We start from the raw sequence: 26,233 nt of genomic DNA, 5'->3' as shown, positions 1-26,233 counted from the left end.
TATGTCTAACGATTTATACCGGGGGAATCTCCATCCATTCCACGCCGTTGCCGTTTTGCCGCAGCAGCTCGGCGGTTTCCGCCAGCTTCTCGCCCTGGTGGCAGGAAATGATCAGGTAGTCGGTATCGGTCACCCCCGCCTCCAGCTCGATTTCCAACATCCGGATCATCGAAGCGGTTTTGTCCAGCACCATCCGAGCCAGGGTCTCCAGCAGCAGCGTGAGCTGATCGGAGGAAGCATGCGGCTCGATGCGAATCGGCTCCTTCGGCCCGTCGGCCAGGCGCGCATTGCAGGCGAATCCCGCCGCCAACCCGCTGCGCAGCGCATGCTCGGCCACGGTCGCCGCATAACGGATGCCCAGCTCGATGCGCTCCGGTTCGACGACCGTTCGCCACATCGAATCGCTCGTCTCCAGGTTCAGGCAGATCATCAGCCGATGGTCGGCCGTGTAATCGCGTTTATGCACCTGAAGCTCGCCGGTGCGGGCCGTCGCTTTCCAGTTGATGTTGCCGAGCGGGTCGCCGGGCCGGTACTCGCGGATGCCCGCCGTCAGGAACGGATCCTCCACGATCCAGCGTCGGACGGGCAATTCCCCCAGCCAGCTGTGGTTCGGCAGCGGCAGCTCCTGCAGCTCCAAAATCCGCGGATACACCAGCAATTCGAGATCCAGGGGAAACCGCTTGACCTCGGCGTTCAGTCCAAGCGGATCGCCCGTCGTCATAGTGGCCGACTCCAGCCGATACTGTCCCCGGCGCGAGCAGATCACCTCGTGGCGCCGGGTAATTTGCCGGTATGACCGCAGGTAGAACAAGCTGCTGTGGTTCTGGTAGATCTCCCCGGCATGGATGTTCAGGTTGCTCTGTCGCCCGAACGTCAAGCCGGCGGCGATGCTCGACTCCAGCCGCAGCCACGGCAGCGGCAGCAGCTTGGCGTTGGCGATCACCTCGACCATTTCGACGGTATCCCCTTCAAATACCGCCCGTTCGGAGAAATAACGTCGATACCGGATGCCTTTAAGCGCCCGCCAGCGGTAAACGAGCGCCAGCAGCACGACGATCAGCGCGACGCTGACAAGTAGCCATGGCAACTGCATCGGTCAGTCCCCCTGCTTCCCCTTTGCTGCCGGCACCGTTTCGGCCGGGACCTCCACCTGCTCGAGCGCTTGGCGCACCACCTCGGCGCCGGGTTGGTCCGCGCCGCGCAGCCCGTGGCGCAGGAGCAGCCGATGCGCCAGCACCGGTACGGCCACCGCCTTGATGTCGTCCGGCGTCACGTAATCGCGGCTGCGGAGCAGCGCAAACCCTTGCGAAGCGCGCAGCAGGCTCATGCTCGCCCGCGGGCTCGCCCCGAGCCTCACCTCCGGATGCTTGCGGGTCGCCTCGGTGATCGCCACGATGTAAGCGAGCAGATCCTCCTCCACGCGGACGGACTGCGCAAACCGCTGCGCTTCCGCCACTTCCGCCGCGGAAGCGGCCGGCCCCAGCTCGGCCAGCGGCTGGCGCTCCTTGAAGCGCCGGAGAATGGCCACCCCCTCGCCGGACGTCGGGTATCCCATGGCGACCCGCATCAGGAAGCGGTCCAATTGGGCTTCCGGCAGCGGAAACGTCCCCTGCTGGTCGACCGGGTTTTGCGTAGCCATGACCAGAAACGGCGCCGCCAGCTCATGCGTCACCCCGTCGATCGTCACCTGCCGCTCCTCCATGCACTCCAGCAGGCTGGACTGCGTTCGCGGCGTCGCCCGGTTGATTTCGTCGGCCAACAGCACATGGGTGAACACCGGACCGGGACGAAACTCGAATTCCCCGTTTTTTTGATTGTAGAAGTTAATGCCGCTCAAGTCCGAAGGCAGCAGGTCCGGCGTAAATTGGATGCGCTTGAAATCGCCGCCGAGCGATTTGGCCAGCGCTTTGGCCAGGAGCGTTTTCCCCGTACCCGGCACATCCTCCAGCAGCACATGCCCGTTCCCGAGCAAGGCAGCGAGCAACAGGTCGATCACTTCTTCCTTCCCAACCACCACCTCGCCGATATTGCGGCGAATCCGCCCGATGATCTCTACCGCTTCCCGCAGTTCCATAGGTAAAACCACCTTTATCGCAGAATTAGAAGTCCATTGTTACCGCTTTCCGTTTGCTGTTGGCAAAATCGATCAAGCCCGAAGCCACTCGCTTAAGTCCACCACCGAACGCATGGCGTATTCCTGCCGGACCGGCTCGCCATCCTCCAGCACGATCAGGCAGGGGACGCTGGCGATCCGCCACCGCTCCCGCAGCCTTGGGGTATAGTTGATGTTCAGCTTGGACACCGGAATGCAGGGGCCGGACGCCAGGGCGATCTCCAGCATCTTCTCCGCCAATTGGCAGGTCCCGCAGAGCGCTGTTACGAAAAATAAAGCCTCCCTGCCGCCCTTCTCCGCGTGCTCCGCGCTCTCCGTCTTCACCATCTTCTCCGTTTGCGCCAACCATTCCTGCTCGGTGATTTCGCGTAGGTTCACGGGCCCCCGCCTCCTTGTCGTTCTCCTAACTTCTATCATAGCACAGGAAAACGGCCCTTTCGCAAAAAAGCGAAAAGGCCGCCGAGGATTCCGGCTTACGCCGGACGTTGGGTAAACACGTGGAAGGTGACGCCGAACTTGTCGGTGACGACGCCGTACGCCGGGCTGAAATAAATCGGCTGCAGCGGCTGGTTCACCTCGCCCTCTTGCTTCAAAGCGTCGAACAACCGCTGCGCGTACTCCGCCGTGTCCACCGTGAGGCACACGGTCACCTGGTTGCCGATGCTGTGCGGCTCGTCCGGAAACTTGTCCGAGACATACATCTCGACGTCTCCCAGCTTCAGCACCGAATGGGCAATGCGCTTTTGCACCTCCTCGTTCATCGGCTCCTCAGGCTCCGGCATTTCGCCGAAGGTTTGCTTAAAGACCACCTTCGCCCCCAGCGCTTGTTCATAGAAAGCAATCGCCTCCGCCGCTTCGCCATTCATGGCGATTAATGGGCTCGCTAACAAAATCATGTTCGATCCGCTCCTTTAAATTCGATCCGGCGGCGGACGCGCAGGCAATCTTGTGACGTGCAGCCAAACGTCCTTCTTGACTGCCTTCCTGCACGCCGAGGCGCCGGTCCAAGTCCGTATCACTGGACTCTGATCTCAGTGTAGCCCATAATAGTGACAACCATTGTCATAAATAAAAAAATTCATGAACGGAGCTACAAAGTCATGTCCAAATCAAAACGGCTCATGGAACTGATGATGACCGTAAACCGCAAGCGGAAGTTCACCGTCAAGGAGCTTGCCGATGAATTCGGGGTCTCCTCCCGCACAATCCTGCGGGATTTGCAGGAGCTTAGCGAGCTCGGCGTGCCCCTGTATTCCGAGGTGGGGCCGCATGGCGGATACCAGGTACTGAACGAGCGCGTGTTGCCGCCGATCGCTTTTACCGAAGAGGAGGCGGTGTCGATCTTCTTCGCCAGCCATGCCCTACGCCATTACGAGTTCCTCCCGTTCGAGACGGAAGCCTCCTCGGCGCTTGGCAAGTTCTATCACTACATGTCCAGCGATGTACGGGACCGCATCGACCAAATGAAAAACCGGGTCGACTTCGTGACCCCGTCGCGGCAATCGGCTTTTCCTTACCTGAGCCTGCTTCTGGAAGGAGCCATTCGGCAGCAGGTTGTCCGCATCGACTACGAGTCGCGGCACGGCGTCTCCACCTGCCGCCGGATCCAGCCGGTCGGCATCTTCGCCAGCGGCGGCTTATGGTATTGCCCCGCCTACTGCTTCGAGCGCCGCGATTTCCGCTTGTTCCGCTGCGACCGCATCACCGCAGCCGAGGCCGAGGCTGCCGGAGGGCCCGGCGCTCCGGCGCCGCTCGATTTGCGCCACGTGCACCTCGGCAACTGGGAGGAGCACCTTGGCCGCAAGCCCGCGCTGCTGGATTGCGCGGTTGAGCTTACCCGGTTGGGCGTCGAGGCGTGCGAAGGCCAGCTCATCCGCCGCCACCTGCAGTTGCACGTCCGCGAGGACGGCTCCGGCCGGCTGGAAGGCACGATCCCGGCCAGCGAGGTTCCGTACCTGGCGGCTTTCTTCATCGGGCTCGGCCAAAACGCCACCGTTCTTGAGCCGCCGGAGTTGTTGGGCACGATCAAACAGACGTTAGCCGAACTCTTGAAGAAGTATTCGTAGGCGCTTGCACCTCAGCGACCTCGTTCCCGTAGAAATATTCATAGGCACCCTCATGTATCTTGATCGCCGCGTTCGCTAAGTGGAAATCACCTCAAGTGACTCCAAGTGCCTGCATTTCGCCCAATCACCGAGCAATAGCGTTACTTCTTCACCTTATTTCCTCACCTTCGCCCAATTTGAGCGAAATAGAGTGAATCTATCACCTTATGTTACTCCAACTGCCCGCATTTTCGCCCAATCGCCGAGTAATAGCGTTACTTTTTCACCTTATTTCCTCACCTTCGCCCAATTTGAGCGAAATAGAGTGAATCTATCACCTTATGTTACTCCAACTGCCCGCATTTTCGCCCAATCGCCGAGTAATAGCGTTACTTTTTCACCTTATTTCCTCACCTTCGCCCCTATTTGACCGAAATAGAGTGAATCTATCACCTTATGTTACTCCAACTGCCCGTATTTTCGCCCAATCGCCAAGCAATAGCGTTACTTTTTCACCTTATTTCCTCGCCTTCGCCCAATTTGAGTGAAATAGAGTGAATCTATCCACTGGCGTTGCATTAAAATTCGCAGACAAAAAAGAAGACATCTCCTATTGTTGAGTTAACCACGCGTTATCCATAAAACGCCTCAACAATAAGGAGATGACTATGGATAACGTACCGAATCAAACCGTCATTTGTCAATGTCTGAAACTGTTAAATGTGGATTCTTCCCGGGATGCAACTTTAGACTATCGGTCTCGGAAATTATTTGTCGGCGCTTCGACGCTCTTGTTTATCGAAGCTCAGTTGCACCAGCGCAGTTCTTACAAAGTCATGTCAGAGCATTTAGCCGCCAATCGCGAATTTCAGAAACTGCTGAAACTCGAAAGCATAAGTGCTGCCCAGTTATCGCGGAAAATGAAGCGGCTGCCTATGGCCAACCTTCAAACCCTTTTTTTCTCGATCATCGAGCAAATCAAGCAAAGAACAAAGGATTTAAAAGGGGTGACTCCTGGCATGGGTAGGCTCAAACTCATCGATTCGACGGGGATTACCTTGCCGCCTATTCTCGCGAAATGGTGCTACTGCTCAGAGACGAATCATGGCGTGAAGATGCACACTTCCTTGGTTGTCATGGATTCCAAAACCATGTATCCGGACAAAATCATCGCTTCCACCAAGGACGTCGCGGACCATGAAGTGGCTCTGGAATTTACGATCGCCAAAGACGCGACTTACGTGATGGATCGCGGCTACCAAGTATATAAGCATTTTCAGAAATGGCTAAAGGACAAAATCAAGTTTGTCTGCCGCGTCAAGGAAAATAGCCGACTAACGGTCATCCGAGAAAGGGAACTGCCCAAAAGACAGAAGGGATTCATCCGAGATGCCGACGTGAAACTTCCGGACTTTCCCGGGATCTTTCGCTTAATCGAGTTTTGCGATGACCAGAAGCGAACCTATTGTCTTGTAACGAATCGCTTCGACTTGTCTGCGCACCAAATCGCTGAGGTTTACCGAAATCGCTGGCATATCGAGTTGTTTTTCAAGTGGGTCAAACAGCATATTCGATTGGTCAAACCGCATGGTTATACGCCCGAAGCGATATGGAACCAAATGTATATTGCTTTGATCGCCTATGCGTTATGTTTACTTGTTAAACTAACTCTGAACTGTAAGAAATCAGCGTGGGATCTGCTCCAACTGATGCGAATCTATGCGGAAAAACCATGGGACGATTTTTTAGTAGCGATCTACCGCAAGCCAACGCGAACATCGAAGGGACGACCTAAGCGAAATGGTAGGCCCCCGAAAAAGGCAACGAAGTCAATGGAGCCGAAACTGATCGTACGCTAATGACAAATGAAAATTAAAAAAATGGATAACTCGTGGATCTATTCCCCCTTAGCCATTTTAGTTTATCCAGAGGAAACAAAGATGTAAAAATATTCATTTTATTGATATCAATTCAATTCTATCGTGACGAAAATTACTTAATGCAACGCTAGTGGAATCTATCACCTTAAGTAACTCCAACTGCCCGCATTTCGCCCAATCATCGAGCAATAGCGTTACTTTTTCACCTTATTTCCTCACCTTCGCCCAATTTGAGCGAAATAGAGTGAATTTATCACCTTATGTTACTCCAAGTACCTGCATTTCCCCCAATCACCGAGCAATAGCGTTACTTTTTCACCTTATTTCCTCTCCATCACCGGATTTGAGCGAAATAGAGTGAATTTATCACCTTATGTTACTCCAAGTACCTGCATTTCCCCCAATCGCCAAGCAATAGCGTTACTTTTTCACCTTATTTCCTCTCCATCGCCGAATTTGAGCGAAATAGAGTGAATCTATCACCTTATGTTACTCCAAGTGCCTGCATTTCGCCCAATCATCGAGCAATAGCGTTACTTTTTCACCTTATTTCCTCTCCATCGCCGAATTTGAGCGAAATAGAGTGAATTTTTCCACTTAAACCCTCGGATTCCCCGTCCTCCGCCGAATAAAGTTGGAGGTTTTCCACTTAAGTTGAGGGTTTTCCAGTTCGCCCGATCATGTTGCGTTAGTTCAAACTCACATCGACAGCGAACCCGCCGTTGCGATCTGGTGGTACAAGCCGTTCACGTCGAGCGTGCCGAACACGTTGTTCTGGTTGAACACCAGGCGCTCCGCCTCCAGCTCTTCCAACCGCAAGACGCGGCCGTTCACGTAGTCCAGCAGGCGGTCACGCGCCGACGCGGCGCGGCTCAGCACGCCGCCGTAGCGGATGTCGAGCACCTCCCAGCCGAACGGCTTGTACGTTCCGAGCCACAGCTCCCGATGCGCCACCCGCAGCTCCTCGACCCGGCGGCGCAGCTCGGGCAGCGTCTCGTCGGCGATCCGCCGCAGCCCGTCCCGATCCCGGGCGTCGTAAAGGCGCTTGATCGTCACGCCCAGCGTCGACTTCACGGCCAGCGCGGCGGCGAGCTTCTCATAGAACGCGAACATCGCGGTAAAAGGCTCCGGCAAAACGCTTCCGCCCCCCGCACGGTAATCGCGCCACTGCTCCGCCAATCCGGCATAGTATTCCGGCAGCGTCCCTTCCATGCCTTCCACATGCTTGTCGAACAAGCCGATCAACGGGTCTTGCCAGAGCAGGAACTTCGACGGATTCGCGCCGTAATAGTTCCCCTCGTGGACCTCCGGCACTTCGTCCAGCCCCTTTAGCGCCTCCAGCTGCCCGAACAAATCGAGCCCCGTGCAGGCGGCCAGCCGCTTCTGCAGATGCGCATCGGTCACCTCGCCGTCATGATACCCGTATTCGGCAAACAGCTGCAGCCCCGGCAAAATCACAAAGTGATTCGCCTCGTTCCCGTTATCGCCCCACGCCGTGGCAAATACCTCCCGCAAGCCGCTTCGCTTGGCCGCCCGCAGCGCCGGGTGCATGGACGACCAGGTTTTGCCGTGGTTCGGGGCCATCAAGTTCCACATGTGGATGCCCCCCGCAAAAATCGGCTCCGACCCAAGCAGCCGGTGCTTGTCGAACACCTCTTTGTATGCGTTCTCGTCTGTCCCCCAGTAGTTCCAGTATACGAACCGGAGGCCGTCCGGGATCTTCGCCATATTTTCCGCGGAGAAGTCCGCCTCCATGTTGTACAGCCCGCCCTGCACGTCGTTTGACAGCAGGTTGAAATACATGTCGCTCCAGATCATCGGTTCCAGCCCCAGCTTCCCGGTGATCTCCATGACCCGCCCAACGTGCTCGTTCATCACCTCGAACCGGTCGCGGAAGCCGTTGTCCCGCAAATAGCGGCCCAGCCCGACCTGGAACGCCTCGTCCATGCCGATATGAATGCGTTTCGACCGGAACGGCGCGGCGGCCGCCCGAATCGTCTGCTCCAGGAATTCGTAGGTAGCCGGCGTCCCCGGCAGCACGATGTCGGGATGATCGCGCAACGGCTCGGCATATTGCCATTTCAGCGCATGAAACAAATGTCCCAGCGTCTGAATGCACGGGATCATCTCGATGCCGAACAATGCCGCGTAATCGTCGCACTCCCGCAGTTCCTCCGCGGTGTACCGTCCCCGCATATAACCGAAGTAGGGCAATTCCGGCACCTCATACGTGTCCTCGGTATACATCATCAGGCCGTTCAGCCCCATGACCGCCATATAGCGCAGCATCTGCTTGATCGCGTCCACCCGCATCACCGCGTTGCGCGACGCGTCCAGCATCGCCCCGTTGTAATCGAAGCTCGGCCGTTCGGTCAGATCAAAGGTCTCCGACGTCTTGGCCCGCTCCACAAACAACCCCAGCGCACGAAAAAAGTGAATCTTCTCCACATATTCGATCCTCCCCTTCCCGCCGCCAAGCGAGACCCGCAATTGCCCGGCATTCCGAGGCAACCGCACGACTTCCACCGGCAAACCCGCCGGGTCCGCCCGGAATCCGAGCTGCGCCTCCAACTCTTTAATGCCATGAACCAGTTCCTCGTCCCATCCTTGAAAATAAAGCTTCATCCCGTGAACCTCCCCTATAGTGTAAACCCCTGCGCCCAGACCTTTACTGTCCGCCCCGGCTCCGGTAGCTCCGCGGCGAATAGCCGGTAATTCGCTTGAACACGCGCGAGAAATAAAACGTATCCTGATACCCCAGCGCCTCGCCGATTTCCTTGACGCTTTTTTCCGTGTTGAGCAGGACGTTCTTAGCCTCGGCCGCCTTCAGCCGGTGAATGAATTCATTCAGCGGATAACCCGAATATTCGTGCACAATCCGCCGCAGCGTCGACACCGAAATATGATGCCTTGCCGCCAGCTCCTCCGGCTCCGGGTTCGCGTACAGCGAAGCGGAGATGTCCTCGATCACCTTCAGCACGAATCTCCCCCGGTTCCCGGCCTCCGCCTGATCCGCCTGCGACATCAACTCGTAAAGGAACGCCTCCAGCATCAGCGAGGCCCGGTCCAGATTGCTCGGCACGCCGCTGTCGATCAACATGAACATCAGCTCCATCCGATTGATGACGGAGTCGTCAATCGTCGCTTTTTGGACCTGATCGGGGTGCTGCAGCCAGCCACCGAGCCACTCCTCAACCCGGGAGCCCTCGACCGTGAAGTAATACTCGTCCCAATGCCCTTCCGCATGCGGACCGTAGTGAAACGTTTCGCCCGGAAACAGGCAGAACCACGATCCGGCCGTGACCTCCTGTCTGTCCGCGCCGCCGACCTGGTAATACCCGCTCCCGCCCGTGATCACCACAAACGCCCAATACCGGAATTTCGCATCGGCGCGTTGCATCGTGCGCCCGGGCAAATGGCCGGCGTTAACGACAGCCAACGATTGGATTTTGCGCCGGCTGGCATCCACTGCGGGGTTGAATAGACGAATCGGCTCAGGACTGATCATATAGTCCAGATATTTTGTCATCCTGAACATTCTCCCTTGAAAGTACCTGTGCTAAATTAGGGGTGCCTAAATATAACTTTGAATAAATAAAACATATCCTAGCGAATGAATGCTCTCATTGTAGCAAACTCGCGCGGAGAACGAAAGGGTGCAATACGAAAAATGAGTGAACTGAACATTGGTCTGATCGGCGCCGGATCGATTTCCGAGTCCCATCTTCAGGCCTACCGCGCCAACCCGCGGGCCAAGCTGCGGGCGATCTGCGACATTAATGAAGAACGAGCCCGCAACATGGCGGGCAAGTACGATATTCCCCACGTTTACACGGATTATCGTGACCTGTTAGCGAACCCGGAAGTTCAGGCGGTCAGCATCTGTACCTGGAACAACTCCCATGCCGCGATCAGCATCGACGCCCTGAAAGCGGGAAAACAAGTCCTCTGCGAAAAACCGCTCTGCATCACCGTGGACGAAGCGCTGCAGATGCAGCAGGCGGTCGAGCGGACCGGCAACCTGCTGCAGGTTGGTTACGTGCGCAGGCATGCCTCCAACATCGCAGTACTCAAGAAATTCATCGACGCCGGCGACCTCGGCGAAATTTATTTCGCCAAGGCGAGCCTAATCCGGCGGCTGGGCAATCCGGGCGGTTGGTTTGCCGACAAGGCGCGCTCCGGCGGCGGTCCGCTGATCGACATCGGCGTGCACGTCATCGACCTCTGCTGGTACCTGATGGGCCGGCCGAAGGTGAAGTCCGTAAGCGGCAACATTTACGCGAAACTGGGCAATCGCTCGAATATCGAGAACTACACCTTTTATCAAGCGGCAGACTACGACGCTTCTTTCAACACGGTCGAAGATATGGCCAACGCCTTGATCCGTTTTGAAAACGGCGCTTCGCTGATGGTCGACGTCAGCTTCTCCCTCCATGCCAAGCAAAATTCGGCGTTGGTTAACATTTATGGCGACAAGGGCGGCGCTGAAATTGAACCGGCGTTGTCGATCGTGACCGAACGCCATAACACCATCCTGAACATCGATCCGCAAATCAGCTCGCCGGGGTTCGACTTTCAAGGCGGCTTCCAGAACGAAATCGATCATTTCGTCGCCAGTTGTCTGGACGGCATTCCGCCAATCAGTCCGGTGGAGGACGGCGTAGAAATGATCAAAATCCTGAACGCGATTTACGAATCGGCCGCCGAAGGCCGGGAAATTCATTTCTAATTTTGAAGTCCAAGGAGGCGCGAATGAGATGAAGCTGAACAACAAAATCGGAATTATCGTCGACAGCTTTGGCGTAGGCGTCAAGGAAGGTTTGAAGAAAGCGAAAGCGGCCGGAGCCGACGGCGTGCAAATTTACGCCGTTTCCGGCGAGATGGATCCGGCGGTGCTGACCGGACCCAAACGCAAGGAGCTGCGCGATTATATCGACAGCCTGGGGCTGGAAATCTCCGCGTTGTGCGGCGACCTGGCCGGCCATGGATTTCAGGACGCCGCCGCCAATCCGGCCAAAATCGAAAAATCGAAGCGGATCCTCGATCTGGCGGTCGAGCTGGGCACGAACGTCGTGACGACGCATATCGGCATCGTGCCGGAGGATACGAACGGTCCGATTTATGCGGCCATGCAGCAGGCGTGCGAAGAGCTGGGCGTGTATGCCAAAAGCCTGAACGCCTATTTTGCCATCGAAACCGGACCCGAGCCGGCCGCCCATCTGAAAAGCTTCCTGGACACCCTCACCACCAACGGCGTCTCCGTCAACTTTGACCCGGCCAATATGGTCATGGTCACGGGGGACGACCCGGTCCAAGGCGTCAAGACGCTGCGCGATTACATCGTGCATACGCATGTCAAAGACGGCATCCGCCGCCGCCCGGTCGATCCGCGGGACGTGTACGGCTTCCTCGGCTACGAGGCGATGAACCACGAGAAAATCGCCGAAATGGCCGCCTCCGGCGCGGGCTTCGAGGAGGTACCGCTCGGCGCGGGCAGCGTCGACTTCCCGGCCTATTTCGCCGCCCTGCAGGAAATCGGCTATACCGGCTACCTGACGATCGAACGCGAAGTCGGCGACAACCCGGAAGAGGATATCCGCCAGGCCGTCGGGTTTATCCGCTCGTTTCGGGGATAGGAGTCTTGCCGGATAGACATCTCACGGGGGGGCGGCCACCCCCTTATGGGATGCGGCTGATCACACGGAATGCAGTCTCCGCGGGTAGCAATCGGTCTCACCGCTGCACGTAACGGACTCGAATGACCTTATTTGCCTGTTTCTCGGCGATTTCCCGCCGTAACGGACACCAGCGACCTTATTTCGCTCTACCCGCGATGATTTAACCGACTTCATTCGAAATAGAGTCTCCTCGGTCCGTTAAAAAAGGATATCGTCTCAAAGCGGGTAAATAACGCTTCTGGAGTCCGTTATCTGGCCGAGCATTCCATGATGCATCAGTTCGCTTCGCAATGGAAATAGTTGGTAAATAACCACTAAAGGAGATGCACCTTTCATGAAATTGGGAGTCAGTTCATACAGTCTCAATCAAGCGATGCAGGCCGGCAGCATGACGATCCTGGATACGATCGATTGGATCGCCGGCATCGGCGGCGAGCATATCGAAATCGTGCCGCTGAGCTTCAATTTTAACGATACACCCGAGCTGCTTGGACAAATCCGCGAGCGGGCGGACAAGGCGGGGATCGCCATTTCCAACTATGCGATCGGAGCCAATTTCGCCGTGGATTCGGAGGAGGCGTATACGGCGGAGATCGCCCGCGTCAAACGCGAGGTCGACCACGCCCATGCGCTTGGCGCCAAGCTGATGCGGCATGACGTCGCCTCGCGGCCGGACACCTCGATCGTCCGGTTCCAGGAGGACCTGCCGCGGATTGCGGACGCCTGCAGGGAGATCGCCGATTACGCCGCGCAGTACGGCATCACGACCAGCCTGGAGAACCACGGCTATTACGTGCAGGCCAGCGATCGGGTGCAGGCGGTGATCCATGCCGTCGACCGGCCGAACTACAAGACGACGCTCGACGTCGGCAACTTCGTTTGCGTCGACGAACCCCCCGTCGTTGCCGTGAAGAAAAACATCAGCTACGCCTCGATGGTACACGTCAAGGACTTCTACATCCGGCCCGAAGGCCGCGACCCCGGCGCCGGCTGGTTCCGCAGCGCGGGCGGCCAGTATCTGCGCGGCGCCATCGCCGGCCAAGGCGATCTCGACCTGTGGGAGATCCTGCGCATCGTAAAAGCCTCCGGCTACGACGGCTACCTCTCCATCGAATATGAAGGCATGGAGGACTGCCGCCAAGGCACCCGCATCGCCTTCGACAATGTCCGGCGCATCTGGGACGAGGTTTGACCCTGACGGCCCCCCCGTAGGCGGGGTATACTTTTGTATACCTCGTTTGCGGGGGGCCTTGCTGTCCGGGAGCTTTGCACGATTATCCCTTTTAGTCAGATGGATTGCATCCTAAAACTTAATCCCCATTCCCATCCCAGCTCCAAACCCTGATTGTAACCCCAAACCTTCTACACCTCTGCACTCCCTCGCCCTCTCCACATCCTCCGCACACCTCTCGCACCCCCGCACTCCCTCGCCCTCTCCGCATTCTCCGTACAGTTCTCGCACCCCCGCACTCCCTCGCCCTCTCCGCATCCTCCGTACTCCTCGCACACCCCCGCACTCCCTCCGCTCCCTTTCTCCTCCGTTTTTCCTCCCTTGCTCCTCCCGGAACGAAAGGGATAATCGTGCAAAGGCCTGCACGAAAATAACCCAAAAAGGATACCCCGGCCATTGCGCGCAATGGCGGAGTATCCTTTAATGCCTCCCGGGTCAGGAAGCCCCACATGTTACCGGCGAATGCCGATCGTCACGATTTCGCACGGGCCGGCCGGCAGCGACAGGCAGCCTGCCGCGCTCTTGGTTAGCGGCGCCGCGTCTTCCTCGAGAATCGTCGTTTTGTAGAAATGCTGATGCGGAATCTTCATATCAAGCGTCAGTTCCACAGTCTCGCGGCTCATATTGTACCAGCGCAGCAGCAGATCGCCGGTCGCCTCGTTCATTTTCAGCGAGGAGAACGCCAGCTCTTGGCCCTCCCATTGGAACGGCGCGTATGCCGGGGACAACGTTCCCTCATGCATTTCCGTTTGGCTGACCGTCCACGGAATCTGGAACTGGTAGGCCTCGGTAAACGCACCGGACGCGATGCCGTCGCCGTGATGCGGGATCAGCTCCATCCGGGCGGTGTGCACGCCCAGGCACTGCGCTTCCGGCGTCGGGAACAAGCCCCAGTCGCCGAGCTCGCCCACGGAGCGAAGCAGCGTAACCGCGATCGTGTTTCGGCCGTCGCGCAGCACTTCGTATTCGTTCAAGCCGAGGTTGGCAACCGTCAAGCCGGCCCCCTCGCCGCTGACGTCCACGAACGCCTGCTGATGCTGGGTGTTGCTCGGATTTTCCCATTCCGGCGCCGGTGCGATGCTGCGTTCGGCGATTTCAAACATCGAGTCCACTTGATGCGTCGACGCTTGCAGATCGGTTGGGAACAAGGCGCGAATCCGATGATCCTTCGCCGTATTGTCGATCGTCGTTTCGATGTGAACGCCTTTGCCGGCAACCTCCAGCGAAATGACCGTGCGGAGCTTCAGCGTCGTCAGTTGGCTGCTGCGCTGCGCTTTACGATCCGGATAATACACCAGTTCGCGCATCTCCTCGTCCAGCTTCTCGTCGGCGGACGCCGGGATTTCCCAGTCGTGGCGGACCTCCACGGAAGCGCGGTACGGGGCGTCTTCCAGCACGCGGATTTGCGCCGCCAGCCCTTTCGTGGTCAGCGCCTGTTCGCCTTCCGGCTGCTTGTACATGTATTCGTTGCCGATATCGCCGGTATTCTCATACACGCCAAGATCGCGGTACACCCGGCCAGTCGCTTTGTCGGTCAGTATAAACGAGCCGTCCTCGGCGATTTCCACTTTCAGGTTCGCATTCTCCATCACTCGGTCGCCGGTGAACAACGATGGCTCAGCCGGAGCGGAAGCGGCCGACGAGGTCCGGCGCACCCACGCATAGGTGCGCAACCCCAGCGCGGCCACGTCCGCCGCCTGGAACGTCAGCTTCACGCGGCGGCACATGTACGGCTGGCGGAACTTGTCGTCCGGCAGGTCGTAGCCGAACAGCAGCCCAAGGTCCTCCACCGTGCAAGGCACCGTGTTCCCCTGCTCGTCCACCAGCTCGCGGCCCGACAGATCCACCGCCTTCATGCGGCGTCCGGTCTCCTCGAGGCCAAGGCCGTCACGCAAATACAGGCGGGCGGCGTCCAGCTCGATGGACACCGTGCCCGTGCGGCTCCAGCCGGTCGTGTTCATCACGACCAGCGGCAGCGGCTCTTCGCCATACCCGGCGAAGACGGAGGTGTTCACCGCATCTGCGATCACCCGCTTGCTGTCGTCGATGAGCGCCTCGGCAACGTGGCGGCTCTTCGCGAAGCGGGTGACCATCTCGCGGTGAACCTCGTCCACGCTGCATCCGCAGATGCTGTCATGCGGATGGTTTTGCATCAAGGTTTTCCACGCATACGTAAACAGGTGATGCGGGTAATCCTTCCCGAGCAGGTTCGCCATCGAGGCGAGTGGCTCGGCGACTTTTTCCAGCAAGGCTTGGCCTTCCTGGTTCATCTGCTTCAAGTACACGCGCGCGGAGGCCGTGTTGACGAGCGTGCCCCAGCCGTCGGTGCGCTGGCTGCGCAGCTCGCCCTTGACCGTGGACAGCTCGCGGCCATCCAGCGCGGCTTCCAGCTTATTCAAATAGTCCGGGAAGTTCGAATGAACGAACTTCGTGTCCGGGTACAGCTTCTCGGCCGTACGAATCGCTTCCGGCAGGTCCAGTTGAAGCGGCTGGTGGTCGCAGCCGTTCATGAACAGCAGCTCGCCGGTAGCCGCGTATTTCTCCGCGTCGGCCAGCTTGCGATCCCAGAACGCCTTCGCTTCCGCCTCATCCGCCGGCACTTCGTTGCCGTTGGAATACCAGTTGGCAAACAGGATGCCGAGCACCTTGGAGCCGTCCGGCCCTTCCCAGATCAGCTCCGAGAAGGAGGACTCGTACCCGCCGTCGGATACGGTATTGTTGAAGCCGGTCGGCTTCACGCCGCGGCCAAAAAAGGCGTTCCCGATGCCGGACTGCCGCATCAGCTGCGGAATTTGCCCGACCAGGCCGAAGGTGTCGGGGAAATAGCCGATTTTCGCCGGAGCACCGTATTTCAAAGCATCCTGGTGGCCAATTTGCATGTTCCGAACATTCGCTTCCCCGCTCGTCAGGAACGCATCCTGCAAGATATACCAAGGTCCGATCAGGATGCGGCCTTCGCGGATGTATTTTTCCAGGCGCTCCTTGTTCTCCGGCCGCACCTGAAGATAATCCTCAAGAATGATCGTTTGACCGTCGAGGTAAAAGCTGCGGAATGCCGAGTCCCCATCCAGTTTGTCCAGCAGCGCGTCCACCAGCTCCACCAGGCGAACATGATGCTTCTCGTATGGCAAATACCATTCCCGGTCCCAATGCGTATGGGATATGATATGGGCCGTTCTCTGCTTGCTCATTTTTCTAAGCCCCCCACTTTCTCCGCGGTTTGTCATCCTCAAAGACGGCTTACGCTTCCGTCTCCAGCGGATATTCCTCCATGTACTTCAGCAGTTCGTCCACGGTGGTAAACGCCAGGCCGGTGACCGTATCGGCGCAGCCATAGTAGATGGCGATTCGGCCGGTTTCGGCGTCGGTCAACGCTGCGCAAGGGAAGGTCACGTTCGGCACGTCGCCAACCAATTCATACAGCTCTTCCGGGCCGAGGATGTAGTTGCGCGAACGCGCTTTGACGATCCACGGTTTGTCGATGTCCAGCAGGGCGCAGCCCATGCGGTATACGAAACCGTTGCAGGTATTGATGACGCCGTGGTAGATCAGCAGCCAGCCTTGGTCGGTTTCGATCGGAACCGGCCCCGGGCCGATTTTTTTCGATTGCCATGCGGAAGCGTCGCCGTTAATCGTACCCATCACATAACGGTGCTTGCCCCAGAATGTCAAGTCCGGGCTGACGCTGTAGAAAATATCGCCAAACGGCGTATGGCCCGTGTCGCTCGGACGGCTAACCATCGCGTAGTAACCGTCGATTTTGCGCGGGAACAGCACGCCGTTGCGGTTATACGGCAAAAAGGCGTTTTCCAGTTGATGGAACGTCTTGAAATCGGTCGTGTAAGCAATCCCGATCGTCGGGCCGTGGTAGCCGTTGCACCAGGTAATGTAGTAGCGGTCGCCGATTTTGCAGACGCGCGGGTCATAGCGGTATTCGCGTTTGATGATTTCCTCGTCGCCTTCAAATTGAATCGGCTCGTGGTTGATTTTCCAGTTGACGCCGTCGTCGCTGAAGCCCGCAAAAATGTCCATGCTGACCGAACGGGAATCGCAGCGGAAGACGCCAGCAAATCCGCCTTCAAAAGGCACGACCGCGGAGTTAAATACGCTATTGGAGTTCGGGATCGCGTGGCGCTGGATGATCGGGTTCTGGGAGTAACGCCAGACCGGCGCGTTCGAGCCGGCCGGTTTGTCTTGCCAAGGGATATTTTTCAAGGCTTCACCGATAATTTTGCTCATGGTCAAGTCTCCTTTGGATTTAGGTTTATTTAAGTTTACAAAATGCCTTCCTGCATCGCGCGGTACACCAACTGCGAGAACAAGCTGTTCGACCAGGCAAACCATTTGCGCGTAAACGTGTTCGGATCGTCGGCGTGGAAGCCTTCGTGCATGTAGCCGGTACCGGCGTCGGTCGCCTCCAGCATCGCGATCATTTCCAGCTTCTCTTCCTTCGTTTGCGCCGTGATGCCCTGCATCGACAAGGCCATATGCCAAATGTAATTCTCCGGGGTATGCGGACTGCCGATGCCTTTGGCCGCTTTGCCTTCGAAGTAGAACGGGTTTTCTTTGCTCAGGGCAAAACGCCGCGTATTTTGATAGATTGGATCGTCCGCGCTGACGTAGCCGAGGTACGGAATGGACATCAAGCCCGGCGTGCCGGCGTCATCCATCAGGCAGTAGTTGCCGAAGCCGTCGGTTTCGTAAGCGTAAATCGGACCGAACTCCGGATGGCGATAAATCCCGTACAGCTGGATGCCGTGATCGACCTCGAACTCCAGCTCCTTCAGCTCGGCCAGGAAATCCATGTCGCGGAAGACCCATTCGGCGAATTCCTGCATTTGACGCAGCGCCACGACCGTAAACATGTTGCCCGGAATATTGTAATGGAAATCGCAGGCGTCGTCGCTGGAACGGAAGCCCGACCAGATCATCCCCGTATAGTTCACCGGCATGCCCAGCCCGTTGTTTCGCAAGGAATCGGTGGGGATCCCGTTGTTGCGGGTAAAGCGGTAAGGCGATTGCTCGAAGTGATGCTGCTCGGTTTTGAACAGCTCGTAGATTTTCCGCATCGCGGCCTTGAAGCCGGCGTCGAAAATGTCGGTCAGTTCGGTTTCCTTCCAATATGTGTAGGCCAAGCGGACCACGAAGCATAAGGAATCGATTTCGAATTTGCGCTCCCATACCCAAGGGGACATCTCGGTCACATCGGCCGTGTTCCAGTGCCAATCATTGGCCGACTCGTTAAACGCATTGGCGTACGGATCGATATGCACATAGTTAATGTGGCGTTTGATCAACCCGCCGATGATCCGTTGCAAATCGGGATCGTTCTTGGCGAACGGCACGTAGTGGATCACCTGCTCCACGGAATCGCGCAGCCAGGAGGCCGGGATATCGCCGGTGATGACGAAGGTCGTTCCGTCGTCCATCAGCTTGGTCGTCGTTTCCAGCGTGTTCGGAAAACAGTTCTTGAACAGCTGCAGCAATTTCGGGCGATGCGCCAGTTTCGTCTCGGCTTCGGCCAGCACGTTCTTGACGGCTTGCGGCAATTCCAACTGCGGCATCGGTATTTTCGGGAGTCTAAATTGTTCCATGAGCTTGTCTTTTCGCTCCTTTTTTATGGGAAATGAATTCGTGCTTGGCTCGTTATTTGAGCTTCAACGTCTTGATCTCATACGGGGCAAAATCGAGCTCGATCCGTCCTGCTTCCATCGCCAGCGGCTCAAGCTCCCGCTCCAGCGCGTCGGACCGGAATGCTTCCGAAACCGGCTCGCTCCAGTTCAACGCCACGCGTTCGCGGCCGCCCGCCGATTCGTACAGCCGCAGGATCACGCCGTCGCCGTCCTCGGCCGGTTTGATCGTGTCGAGCACGACGTGCTCGCCCGCAAACCCGAGCAGCGCTCCGGTGGAAGGCAGCGCGCCTTCATGCGCACCCGCCGCCAAAACCATCGGCGTGTGGTTCAGCTCGGCTGCCGCGCGCACCGTGTGAGCGGTCTGCCAGTCGCCTTGGTGCGGATACAGCGAATACGTAAATTCGTGCTCGCCGAGATCGGCGGTGACGTCCGGCCATTTCGGCGCCCGCAGCAGCGACAGGCGGATCGTGCTGCCCTGGATGTCATAGCCGTATTTGCAATCGTTCAGCAAGCTGACGCCGTAGCCGCGTTCGGACACGTCGGCGAACCGGTGTCCGCACACTTCGAATTGCGCCTGCTCCCAGCTCGTGTTGCGATGCGTCGGACGTTCCAGCGCCCCGAACGGAATTTCATAGGTTGCTTTGTCCGTGACGACGTCGATCGGGAAACCGACCTTCAGCAACTTATGGGCTTCGTTCCAATTTACCTTCGTTTGGAAATCGATCCGCTTGTCGTGATGATACAGGATCAGATCCTGCGCGATTTCCGATTGGCCGAGACTCCAGCGGAAGCGGATCACATCTTGGATCGGGCCGCTTGCGACCAAACCGCTCTCCAGCAATACGGCCTCACCGGCCGGCTGCTGTTCGTATCTCGGGTCGATGTCCCAGGCATCCCACAGCGTCGGGCGGTCGTGATAGAAATGGAAGCGGTTCGCGCTTTCGCCCGTCTTCACAATCTCCCGTGCGGCTTCCTTATCCCACAGGCTGACGATTTCGCCGCGGTCGTTAAATTTCAGGCGGTAAAATTTCGTTTCCCACTCGCTTTGGAATGCCTTGCTTCCGTTCCGGGAATTCGCTGCCGCTGTCGTTCCGGCAACCTCATCCGCCTCGGACCGCAGCCAAATCGTCCTGTAGCCGAACGCCGGAACCTCCGGTACGCGGACCCAAGCCGCCGTCTCTCCGCCGAGACCCGTCCGAACATCCAGTTCAAACCGCGTGCCGCGCTCGTCGTAAGCGGCCGCGCCGCTTCGATAAGCTTGATCGGGAAGCGCTGCGACCATATCGCGCGTCCAGCCCAGGCTGTTGAAGATAACGTATGGCGTACCTTCGCCCGCGGTCGTTACCCGTTCGGCCAAAGCCGTCAGGCCGTGGCTTAGGCCGGTATGGCCTTTATCGAAAATTTCACCATATTCCTTCGTCGACGTCTCGTACGCTTCGGTAATCGCCGAACCCGGAATGATGTCGTGGAACTGGTTCAACAGGATCAGCTTCCAGCCCGCTTGCAGCGTGCTTTGCGCCTCGCGCTGCCGATCCTTCGGCATGGCCGAAGCGGCCAACGCGTTCCACAGCTCGGCCTCGCGGTACAAAATCTCCGCTTTCCGGTTGCTGCGCTTGTTGCGCCCGTGGGTCGTATACGTCCCGCGGTGCAGCTCCAAATACAGATCGCCGTGCCAAGCCGGCAGCTTCGGCCGCGCCGCTTCGATTCCGGCGAAGAATTCCGCCGCCGTGCCGTATTTGCTCGCCGGCTGACCCACCATCAGCTCGGCGCGGTTAATGTACTCCAGCATTTCGCGGGTGACCCCGCCGCCGCCGTCGCCATGCCCATAGAGCAGCATTTGCTCCGGATGGACGGCTTTTTGGCGATAAGACTGCCAGTGTTCGTGAACGTCCTTCGGCAACGTATTTTCGTTCACGCCGTGGTTCAGATACGACAGCATCGGCGTGCCGTCGATGCCGACCCAATGGAACAGGTCGTACGGGAATACGTTGGTGTCGTTCCAGCCGAGCTTGGTCGTCATGAAATAACGAATCCCGCCGTGCTTCAAGATTTGCGGCAGCGAGGCGCAATAGCCGAACGTGTCCGGCAGCCATTCGATCTCCGAGGTGAAGCCGAACTCCTCCTGATAGAAACGCTGCCCGTACAGCATCTGCCGCATCAGCGATTCGCCGCTCGGCAGGTTCAAATCGGGCTCCACCCACATGCCGCCGACCAATTCCCAGCGTCCTTCCTTGATCCGCGCCTTCACCCGTTCGTACAACTCGGGATCGTTCTCCTTCAGGTAGGCGAACAGCAGCGGCTGGCTTTGCGTGTAGCGGTATTCCGGATACTCGCGCATCAGCGCGTCGACCGTCGAGAACGTCCGGCTTGTCTTGCGCACCGTCTCCCGCGCCGGCCACAGCCAGGCGATGTCGATGTGCGACTGGCCAACCATTTGGATCAGGCCTTCGGCGTTGCTGCCGATCGCTTTCACCCGCTCGACGAGCCGCTGCTCCAGCTCGGCAATCGCTCCCCCCTCGCGGACCGCTTCCGCATCCAGCGCCACGAATTCGTCCATGGCGGTATACAGCGCCTCGATCAGGCGGGTGCGCCGAAAATCCTGTTCCGGCAGCAGCACGGCCGAATCACGGATCACCGTTGCCGTATACAGCAAGCTTTGCACCGGCCGGTTCACCAGCACCAGACGGCTGTCGATCCGCGTAATCGGCGGTTGGATGACCGCTTGCTGGTTCAGCGGATCCACCGGCTCGGGGATCGGATCATACAGCTCGATCTCCAGCGAGAGCGGGCCTTGTCCCTGCTCCTGCGGCAGCGTTACGAACGTATGGTTCCGGTCCAGACCTTGGGCTGATTTGCCGTTAATACGCAACAGCCCTTCGCCGCCGGAAGCAAAGATAAGACCCGCTTGCCCGTCGCGCCACCCTTGCGGGATCTCCAACTGGGTGCGAAAGAAATAGGTTGTTCCCTGCGTGCTTGGAAACCGCTCGAAGGCTTGCCCCTCCGAATAGGCGTTTTCCTGCGTATAACTCCCTGGAACCTGGTATACGGAGGAAGTAATCTCCCACCCGCGCAGTTGGATCTGATCCAACCACTGGGCTTCCGCCAGTTCCCGGATAAATCGTCTGATGCGTTCCATGTATATTAACCCTCCCGCACTAAGAGATTGGCGCTCAGCGTATCATTCACGTTTTTGCCGACATGTACCCGGAATTCTCCCGGCTCCACCACGGGCTTGTAATTCCGCCCGATATACTGCAACTGCTCCGGACCGACCTGGAACTCCACCGTCTGCGTCTCGCCCGGCTGCAAGTAAACCTTGCGGAAGCCCTTCAGCTCCTTCGCCGGCCGGGTTACGGTGCTTGCGACGTCGGTAATGTACAGCTGGACTGCTTCCGCGCCGGCCCGGTCGCCGGAGTTTGTGACTTCGACCGTCACTTTGGTCGTCCCGTTGGCATCCATGACATCGGACTCTAACGTTAAGTTCCCGTAGGTGAACTCCGTGTAGCTTAACCCATACCCAAACGGATACCGCGGCTGCGAATCGTCTTCCAAATAGCGTTTGCCCCGCGAACGTTTGCCGTGGTAGTACACCGGAAGCTGTCCGACATGTTTCGGAACAGAGACCGTCAGGCGTCCGGACGGATTCGCGTCGCCGAACAGGATATCGGCGATCGCATGCCCGCCCTCTTGACCCGGATACCAGGCTTCCAGAATCGCATCGGCGTGCTCGTCGATCCACGGTTCGGCAATCGGACGTCCGTTGATATAGACCACGACCAGCGGTTTACCCAATTTATGAATTTCTTGAATCAGCTCCAACTGTACGCCGGACAAACCGAGACTCATCCGGTCGATGCCTTCGCCGCAGTCCATGTCGCTTTCCGTATTGCCGGTAACTTTGGAGGCTCCGGTTCGGAGGTCGATCGTCCCTTCGCCGAAGTCCCGCGCGCTGGAGCCGCCGACAACCATGACTACCGTATCCGCCTGCTCCGCGCAGGACAAGGCCACGTCGAATCCTTCCCGGGAGTCGCCGTTAATCCGGCAGCCCGGGGCATAGAGCACCCGCTCCGGCGTACCGGCCAGCTTGTCGCGAATCCCGCCCAGCACGGTCGTCACCTTGGAGCGCGGCTGCGGCGAGGTGTAATCGCCCAGCTGATTATAGCCCGCATCGGCATTCGGGCCGATGACGGCGATGGTGCCGGCGCCCGCCGACAGCGGCAGCACGCCGCCTTCGTTCTTCAGCAGCACGATGCCTTCGCTGGCCAATTGCCGGGCCAGCTCCACATGTTCCGCGCTGCTGATCACCCGCTCGGCCCGCTCCGGGTCGGCGTACGGCCGTTCGAACAGCCCCAGGCGGAATTTCAGCGTCAATACGCGGCGCACCGCGCGATCAAGCACTTCCTCCTCCAGCTGTCCCGAACGCACCGCCTCCACCAGGTGCTTGCCGAACATTACGCCGGACATCTCCATGTCGATGCCCGCACGGATCGCTTGAATCGCCGCGTCCCGTCCGTCCTCCGCCACATCGTGGCCGGAAGCGAGCATGTCGATCGCGCCGCAGTCGGTGATGACCATGCCGTCAAACCCCCACTCGCCGCGAAGGATGCCGTCCAACAGTTCCTCGTTGGTCGTACAGGGAACGCCGTCGATCTCGTTGTAGGCCGGCATGATCGAAGCCGCGCCGGCTTCCACCGCCTTGCGGAACGGCAGCAGGTCGACCTCCAGCAGCTCGCGCCGGCCCATATGGACCGGGCCGGCATTGCGGCCGCCCTCGGAGCTGCCGTAGCCGACGAAGTGCTTCAGCGTGGCCGCCACGCTGTCCTCTCCGTCCAGGCGCTCCCCTTGCAAGCCTTCGACCGAAGCAACGGCCATTTCGCCGATCAAATAGGCGTCTTCGCCAAAGCATTCTTCGGTCCGGCCCCAACGGGGATCGCGCACGACGTCGAGGACCGGGGAATAGGTGACCGCGCCGCCCTGGGCGCGCGTCTCCCGGGCCACCGCCCGGCACATCTCGCGGTACAGCTCCACGTTCCAGGTGCTGCCCAGCAACAGCGGCACCGGGAAGACCGTAGCGCCGATCGCCATATGGCCGTGCGAGCACTCTTCCCCGATCAGGATCGGGATCCCGAGCCGCGAATTCTCGATCGCGTAACGCTGAATCGCGTTGACCGCCTCCGCCCCTTCACGCGGCGACAAGCCGGTTTCGAGCGTGACGCCCGTCCACGGATCGGCGCGCAGCACGCCGTACAGCGAGCCGATCCCGCCGCTCTGCACCTGCGCTTTAAACGATTCCGTCAGCTGGATCTCCCCGTCTTTATGCTCATAGGTCTGCCAGCCGAAAGGCTGGACCAGCTGGCCGGCCTTTTCTTCCAATGTCATCAGTCCGAGCAAATGCTCCACTCGTTCCGGGACGGGTTTCGAACTGTCTTTATACAACAACATCTCCACCTCGCTCCTTAATTAATTACTTTTCCATAAGAGTTCAAAAGGGAGTAACTCAGGTTTTGATAAAGTTTAAATAGACGTTCAAAAATTGACTTTTCAGCACCGAGAAGGTTGGATGAAGCTAGGGACTGAGTAGCGCAGCGTAGCTGGAGGCTACGTGAGCAACGGAAGGCCCGGCTGAATTCAAGATTCGATGCCGATTAAACTACTTGGTACTACTTCGTGATCAAAAGGCAATTTTTGAACCACCGCTATATTATTCTTTGACAGCGCCTACCGTAAGTCCTTGTACAAAATACCGTTGAAAGAACGGATATGCAAAAATAATTGGCAGCGTCGCAAGCACGACCATCGCCATCCGCGACGTGTCCTGCGGAATCGACGACAGGGCCTGCAGACTCAGCGAGCTGTTTTGCGAGTTTTGCTGAATAAACGCGATGCTTGACTCGATCCGCATCAGCATCGACTGCAGCGGTACCAGGTTCGGGTTGTCGATATAGAGCAAAGCGTTAAACCAGTCGTTCCAGTAAGCGAGCGTGCTGAACAGGCCGATTGTGGCCAAGCCCGGCAACGACAGCGGCAAAACGATGCGCAGGAAGATGTAGAAATCGCCGGCGCCGTCAATCCGCGCCGATTCGATGACCGGTTCGGGAACGCTCGTGCTGTAAAACGTACGCAATATCATGATATAAAATGCATTCATCGCGAGCGGCAAAATGAGCGCCCACAACGAGTCCTTCAGCCCCATCAATTGGGATACAACCATATATGTCGGGATCATCCCGCCGTTAAAGAGCATCGTAACGATCGCAAATACGGAAAAAAATCTCCGGTAACGGAAGCTCTTCCGCGAGATGGCGTAAGCGTAAAGCGAAATCATGATCAAACTGATCAAGGTGCCCACGAGAGTCACCAGAATCGTCACGCCGTAAGAACGAAGCAGCGAATCGCCGCTCTCGAACACGAAACGGTACGCCTCCAGGCTCCACTTGGCAGGAAATAGCCGGTAACCGTCCGTTGCCAGCGCTTTTTCATCCGTGAAGGAAATAATGACGACGAAGATAAAGGGAAACACGCACAAAAACGAGAAAATGCCTGCAATCAGGTGCAAAACGGCGTTCCAACCGCGAGAGACATTATGAAAATCCTTGCTTTTTCTGGCAATCTCCGCCATACCCTGACACTCCTTTCAGCTTTTTTAAAATAGGGCGCTGTCTTTATCGATTTTGCGCACGATGTAGTTGGAAACCATGACGAGAATGAAGCCTACCACCGATTGATAAAGGCCGGCCGCCGTACTCATGCCGATTTCCCCGGTTGTTTTCAAACCGCGGTATACGTAAGTGTCGATGACGTTGGTCACTTGGTAGAGCGTGCCCGAATCTCTCGGCACTTGGTAGAACAAGCCAAAGTCGGCATAGAAGATCCGCCCCACCGCAAGCAGCGTCATGATGATAATGATCGGAGAGAGCAGGGGAACCGTGATGTTGCGGATTTGCTGCCATTTGGTAGCCCCGTCAATCATCGCCGCCTCGTAGAGCGATTTGTCGATGCCCATGATGGAAGCCAAGTAGACGACGCTGTTGTAGCCGATTGTTTTCCATAAATTGACGAAAATCAGGATATAAGGCCAATACTTTGGCTCCGAATACCAATTAATCCGTTCCACACCGAACCAGCCCAAAATTTGGTTGATCATCCCCCGGTCCATGCTCAGGAAGCTGAACGCAAAGTATCCGACGATAACCCAGGATAGGAAATAAGGCAGGAACATCCCGGTTTGATAGACTTTGGCCATCGTTTTGCCGACCAGCTCGGACAGCAAAATCGCCATGGCAACGGAAAGTACAAGTCCGATGAAAATAAAAGCAATATTGTACAGCAACGTGTTGCGGGTAATGGTAAAAGCATCGTTGGTGCTAAACAGGAACTTGAAGTTGTCCCAACCTACCCATTCGCTCTGCGAAATACTGGCCCAGAAGCCGCCACGATTGAAGCGGTATTGCTTAAACGCCGTAATCGTACCGACCAACGGGAGGTACGAGAAAAAGAAAAACCAGATGGCACCCGGCAACACCATAAATAGCATGACTTTATTCTTGACCAGGTTTTTGAAAAATGCAGCCATGATGTTCCCCTCCTGTCGAAAAATAATGAAAAAGGATCGGGCGCAACTGTCACCCGCCCGATCCCTTACGCTTTCTTTAA

18 protein-coding genes are annotated in these 26,233 nt (G+C 57.7%); 5 read left to right on the top strand and 13 right to left on the bottom strand.

Going from position 1 to position 26,233, the window contains the following annotated elements:
• Positions 1-13: 13 nt before the first annotated feature.
• The 4 genes from ACZF99_RS02605 to ACZF99_RS02590 form a co-directional block, all read right to left on the bottom strand.
• Positions 14-1,093, bottom strand: coding sequence for a DUF58 domain-containing protein (locus tag ACZF99_RS02605; protein ID WP_483608827.1), 1,080 nt, complete (start codon positions 1,091-1,093; stop codon positions 14-16).
• A gap of 3 nt (positions 1,094-1,096) precedes the next feature.
• Positions 1,097-2,074, bottom strand: a complete 978-nt coding sequence (locus ACZF99_RS02600) for an AAA family ATPase (RefSeq protein WP_483608825.1) — start codon at positions 2,072-2,074, stop codon at positions 1,097-1,099.
• 72 nt (positions 2,075-2,146) lie between these two features.
• On the bottom strand, positions 2,147-2,491 hold the full coding sequence (locus ACZF99_RS02595) for a thioredoxin family protein (protein ID WP_483608823.1): 345 nt from the start codon (positions 2,489-2,491) through the stop codon (positions 2,147-2,149).
• A gap of 95 nt (positions 2,492-2,586) precedes the next feature.
• On the bottom strand, positions 2,587-3,009 hold the full coding sequence (locus tag ACZF99_RS02590) for a VOC family protein (RefSeq protein WP_483608821.1): 423 nt from the start codon (positions 3,007-3,009) through the stop codon (positions 2,587-2,589).
• 204 nt (positions 3,010-3,213) lie between these two features.
• Here ACZF99_RS02590 and ACZF99_RS02585 point away from each other — a divergent pair, with 204 nt between their 5' ends.
• Both ACZF99_RS02585 and ACZF99_RS02580 read left to right on the top strand, forming a co-directional pair.
• A complete protein-coding gene (locus ACZF99_RS02585) occupies positions 3,214-4,179 on the top strand; it encodes a helix-turn-helix transcriptional regulator (protein ID WP_483608819.1) in 966 nt (321 codons plus the stop codon).
• 647 nt (positions 4,180-4,826) lie between these two features.
• On the top strand, positions 4,827-6,017 hold the full coding sequence (locus ACZF99_RS02580; protein WP_483606373.1) for an IS4 family transposase: 1,191 nt from the start codon (positions 4,827-4,829) through the stop codon (positions 6,015-6,017).
• A 720-nt stretch (positions 6,018-6,737) separates the two neighbouring features.
• Here the strand turns inward: ACZF99_RS02580 and ACZF99_RS02575 are convergent.
• Both ACZF99_RS02575 and ACZF99_RS02570 read right to left on the bottom strand, forming a co-directional pair.
• A complete protein-coding gene (locus ACZF99_RS02575; protein WP_483608817.1) occupies positions 6,738-8,663 on the bottom strand; it encodes a family 20 glycosylhydrolase in 1,926 nt (641 codons plus the stop codon).
• Between the two features lie 43 nt (positions 8,664-8,706).
• Positions 8,707-9,567 (bottom strand): helix-turn-helix domain-containing protein, encoded by an 861-nt coding sequence (locus tag ACZF99_RS02570; RefSeq protein ID WP_483608815.1) that lies wholly within the window; start codon positions 9,565-9,567, stop codon positions 8,707-8,709.
• A gap of 141 nt (positions 9,568-9,708) precedes the next feature.
• On the opposite strand from ACZF99_RS02570, the gene ACZF99_RS02565 reads away from it, so the two are divergent.
• The 3 genes from ACZF99_RS02565 to ACZF99_RS02555 all read left to right on the top strand — a co-directional run bounded on the left by ACZF99_RS02565 (position 9,709) and on the right by ACZF99_RS02555 (position 12,908).
• The gene (locus ACZF99_RS02565) at positions 9,709-10,767 is read left to right on the top strand and encodes a Gfo/Idh/MocA family protein (protein ID WP_483608813.1); all 1,059 of its coding nucleotides are present in this window, start codon (positions 9,709-9,711) and stop codon (positions 10,765-10,767) included.
• A gap of 28 nt (positions 10,768-10,795) precedes the next feature.
• Positions 10,796-11,674 carry a sugar phosphate isomerase/epimerase family protein gene (locus ACZF99_RS02560; protein WP_483608811.1) on the top strand — a complete coding sequence of 293 codons (879 nt, stop codon included), beginning with the start codon at positions 10,796-10,798 and terminating at the stop codon, positions 11,672-11,674.
• A 376-nt stretch (positions 11,675-12,050) separates the two neighbouring features.
• Positions 12,051-12,908, top strand: a complete 858-nt coding sequence (locus ACZF99_RS02555; RefSeq protein WP_483608809.1) for a sugar phosphate isomerase/epimerase family protein — start codon at positions 12,051-12,053, stop codon at positions 12,906-12,908.
• Positions 12,909-13,399: 491 nt separating this feature from the next.
• Here the strand turns inward: ACZF99_RS02555 and ACZF99_RS02550 are convergent, their stop codons facing one another.
• From ACZF99_RS02550 to ACZF99_RS02520, 7 genes are all read right to left on the bottom strand, one after another.
• The gene (locus tag ACZF99_RS02550) at positions 13,400-16,138 is read right to left on the bottom strand and encodes an alpha-mannosidase (RefSeq protein WP_483608807.1); all 2,739 of its coding nucleotides are present in this window, start codon (positions 16,136-16,138) and stop codon (positions 13,400-13,402) included.
• Positions 16,139-16,187: 49 nt separating this feature from the next.
• Positions 16,188-17,186: a glycoside hydrolase family 130 protein gene (locus tag ACZF99_RS02545; protein WP_483608805.1), complete on the bottom strand. Its 999-nt coding sequence runs from the start codon at positions 17,184-17,186 to the stop codon at positions 16,188-16,190.
• Positions 17,187-17,221: 35 nt separating this feature from the next.
• Entirely contained in the window at positions 17,222-18,541 is a 1,320-nt protein-coding gene (locus ACZF99_RS02540; RefSeq protein ID WP_483608803.1) for a glycoside hydrolase family 125 protein, read from the bottom strand.
• A gap of 52 nt (positions 18,542-18,593) precedes the next feature.
• A complete protein-coding gene (locus ACZF99_RS02535) occupies positions 18,594-21,716 on the bottom strand; it encodes an alpha-mannosidase (RefSeq protein WP_483608801.1) in 3,123 nt (1,040 codons plus the stop codon).
• Between the two features lie 5 nt (positions 21,717-21,721).
• Positions 21,722-24,022 (bottom strand): glycoside hydrolase family 3 N-terminal domain-containing protein, encoded by a 2,301-nt coding sequence (locus tag ACZF99_RS02530; RefSeq protein ID WP_483608799.1) that lies wholly within the window; start codon positions 24,020-24,022, stop codon positions 21,722-21,724.
• A 259-nt stretch (positions 24,023-24,281) separates the two neighbouring features.
• On the bottom strand, positions 24,282-25,199 hold the full coding sequence (locus tag ACZF99_RS02525) for a carbohydrate ABC transporter permease (protein ID WP_483608797.1): 918 nt from the start codon (positions 25,197-25,199) through the stop codon (positions 24,282-24,284).
• A gap of 24 nt (positions 25,200-25,223) precedes the next feature.
• The gene (locus ACZF99_RS02520) at positions 25,224-26,153 is read right to left on the bottom strand and encodes an ABC transporter permease (RefSeq protein ID WP_483608795.1); all 930 of its coding nucleotides are present in this window, start codon (positions 26,151-26,153) and stop codon (positions 25,224-25,226) included.
• Positions 26,154-26,233 lie beyond the last annotated feature (80 nt).

The sequence above is a fragment of the Paenibacillus sp. JL3B1040 genome, from assembly GCF_057063165.1.
The sequence above is the reverse complement of the archived record's forward strand: the minus strand, read 5'-3'. Positions and strand labels throughout refer to the sequence as shown.

What these genes read in the sequence shown, in the direction of transcription:
- ACZF99_RS02605 (WP_483608827.1), bottom strand. Translation starts at nt 1,093, where the DNA reads ATGCAGTTGCCATGGCTACTTGTCAGCGTCGCGCTGATCGTCGTGCTG.
- ACZF99_RS02600 (WP_483608825.1), bottom strand. Translation starts at nt 2,074, where the DNA reads ATGGAACTGCGGGAAGCGGTAGAGATCATCGGGCGGATTCGCCGCAAT.
- ACZF99_RS02590 (WP_483608821.1), bottom strand. Translation starts at nt 3,009, where the DNA reads ATGATTTTGTTAGCGAGCCCATTAATCGCCATGAATGGCGAAGCGGCG.
- ACZF99_RS02585 (WP_483608819.1), top strand. Translation starts at nt 3,214, where the DNA reads ATGTCCAAATCAAAACGGCTCATGGAACTGATGATGACCGTAAACCGC.
- ACZF99_RS02580 (WP_483606373.1), top strand. Translation starts at nt 4,827, where the DNA reads ATGGATAACGTACCGAATCAAACCGTCATTTGTCAATGTCTGAAACTG.
- ACZF99_RS02575 (WP_483608817.1), bottom strand. Translation starts at nt 8,663, where the DNA reads ATGAAGCTTTATTTTCAAGGATGGGACGAGGAACTGGTTCATGGCATT.
- ACZF99_RS02570 (WP_483608815.1), bottom strand. Translation starts at nt 9,567, where the DNA reads ATGACAAAATATCTGGACTATATGATCAGTCCTGAGCCGATTCGTCTA.
- ACZF99_RS02565 (WP_483608813.1), top strand. Translation starts at nt 9,709, where the DNA reads ATGAGTGAACTGAACATTGGTCTGATCGGCGCCGGATCGATTTCCGAG.
- ACZF99_RS02560 (WP_483608811.1), top strand. Translation starts at nt 10,796, where the DNA reads ATGAAGCTGAACAACAAAATCGGAATTATCGTCGACAGCTTTGGCGTA.
- ACZF99_RS02555 (WP_483608809.1), top strand. Translation starts at nt 12,051, where the DNA reads ATGAAATTGGGAGTCAGTTCATACAGTCTCAATCAAGCGATGCAGGCC.
- ACZF99_RS02550 (WP_483608807.1), bottom strand. Translation starts at nt 16,138, where the DNA reads ATGAGCAAGCAGAGAACGGCCCATATCATATCCCATACGCATTGGGAC.
- ACZF99_RS02545 (WP_483608805.1), bottom strand. Translation starts at nt 17,186, where the DNA reads ATGAGCAAAATTATCGGTGAAGCCTTGAAAAATATCCCTTGGCAAGAC.
- ACZF99_RS02540 (WP_483608803.1), bottom strand. Translation starts at nt 18,541, where the DNA reads ATGGAACAATTTAGACTCCCGAAAATACCGATGCCGCAGTTGGAATTG.
- ACZF99_RS02535 (WP_483608801.1), bottom strand. Translation starts at nt 21,716, where the DNA reads ATGGAACGCATCAGACGATTTATCCGGGAACTGGCGGAAGCCCAGTGG.
- ACZF99_RS02530 (WP_483608799.1), bottom strand. Translation starts at nt 24,022, where the DNA reads ATGTTGTTGTATAAAGACAGTTCGAAACCCGTCCCGGAACGAGTGGAG.
- ACZF99_RS02525 (WP_483608797.1), bottom strand. Translation starts at nt 25,199, where the DNA reads ATGGCGGAGATTGCCAGAAAAAGCAAGGATTTTCATAATGTCTCTCGC.
- ACZF99_RS02520 (WP_483608795.1), bottom strand. Translation starts at nt 26,153, where the DNA reads ATGGCTGCATTTTTCAAAAACCTGGTCAAGAATAAAGTCATGCTATTT.